We start from the raw sequence: 1,470 nt of genomic DNA, 5'->3' as shown, positions 1-1,470 counted from the left end.
GGATCACGTGGGAGCGAGGCGAGGTCCAGGTCGTGGCTGGCGTCGGCCGCAGGGCGGTCCAATACCGGTGATGCCCCTATGGATGTCAAGCAGGTGTGGGGGCGGCTGGGGCGATGAGTTGGTAGAGCTCTCGGGCTATGTAGCGTTTGAGGCAGCGGATGGCTTCGCGGCGGGTTTTACCTTCGGTGACGCGGCGTTCGACATAGTCGCGGGTGCGTTGGTCCCAGCGCAGCCGGGTGACGGCGACGGTGTAGAGCGCGGAGTTGGCTTGTCGGTCACCGCCGCGGTTGAGACGGCGCCGACTGTTTTTCCCGGAGGACACTTCGATGGGGTTGACCCCGCACAGGGCAGCGAAGCCGGCCTCGCTGGTGAGCCGGTGCGGGTTGTCACCGGCGGCCAGCAGCAGCGCAGCGGCGGTGTCCGGGCCGACACCGTGCCGGTCGAGCAGGGCCGGCCGGCAAGCATGGACCGCGTCGGTGATGCGCCGGTCGAGGTCGGTGATCTCTGCGCTGAGCGCGGTGATGCGGCGGGCCAGCAGTCGCAGGGTGTAGGTGGTGGCGGTGCTGGTGTCGATGGGTGTGCCCGCGTCGAGCTGGGCGCAGGCCCGGAACAGTTTCGGGTTGCTCAGCCCGGCCAGGGGCTCACGCAGGCTCGGCTCGGCGCCGACCAGGACAGCTTTGAGCTGATTGATCGTCTGGGTGCGGGACTTGACCGCGGACGCCTTGGCCAGCTTGAACATCCGGATCATCTCGACCGGCCCGGTACTGGTCTTCGCCACCGCGCCGGCGCGTCCGGACAACACCGCCCGGGCAGCCGCCTCGGCGTCAAGCACATCGGTCTTGCCGCGGCGGCGCCGTTCGGCCCGGTCCGGCTGACTGACCTCGATGACCTCAAGCCCGGCCGCTTGCAGATGACGAGTCAGAGCAGCGCCGTAGGAGTGCGAGCCCTCGATCCCGGCCCGACGCACGACCCCGAACCCGCCGGCCCACGCCAGTAACTGCCGATAACCGGCGGCCGTGGCCGAGAACCGGTGCCAGGCCAGCACCACACCCAGCACACTGACCAACGCGGCGACATGGAACTCTTTGTGGGTGTCCACGCCCAGGACCACCTCGGCGGTGGTGTCGGGCTGGCTGGTGACAGGCGGGTGCGACATGCTGGACATGGTCGTTCGGTCTCCTGCGGAACGGGAACGGGATGGCCGTCACCGGGCCGGCAGGGCGGTCAGAACTGTGATGGTGCTCTTGTTTGCGGCAAGGCCCCTATCGAGACACGCCTGACCGGTCCGGTGGCAGCAAGCACCACCCACGACCCAGGACCGACAGATCACCGGCAGGACATCGCTGTCAGTTGTATATCGGGTCAGGCCCCAAGCCGCGGGCGGCACCCAACCATCCTCACAGTTGTATTGGGCCGTTCTGCGGACGCCGTCAGGCGCGGGCTGGGCCACGCCGCAGCCCCGCGTGATCC

General features: G+C 68.8%; 1 protein-coding gene. It reads right to left on the bottom strand.

Going from position 1 to position 1,470, the window contains the following annotated elements; all coding sequences use genetic code 11:
• Nucleotides 1-85: 85 nt before the first annotated feature.
• Nucleotides 86-1,156 (bottom strand): IS110 family RNA-guided transposase, encoded by a 1,071-nt coding sequence (locus M1L60_RS46660; RefSeq protein WP_253244070.1) that lies wholly within the window; start codon nucleotides 1,154-1,156, stop codon nucleotides 86-88.
• Nucleotides 1,157-1,470 lie beyond the last annotated feature (314 nt).

Origin of the sequence: Paractinoplanes aksuensis (genome assembly GCF_024137025.1) — a bacterium.
GTDB lineage: Bacteria > Actinomycetota > Actinomycetes > Mycobacteriales > Micromonosporaceae > Actinoplanes > Actinoplanes aksuensis.
This window is presented reverse-complemented; position numbering and strand designations above follow the sequence as displayed.

Coding starts and splice junctions, on each gene's coding strand:
- M1L60_RS46660 (WP_253244070.1), bottom strand. CDS start 1,156: ATGTCGCACCCGCCTGTCACCAGCCAGCCCGACACCACCGCCGAGGTG.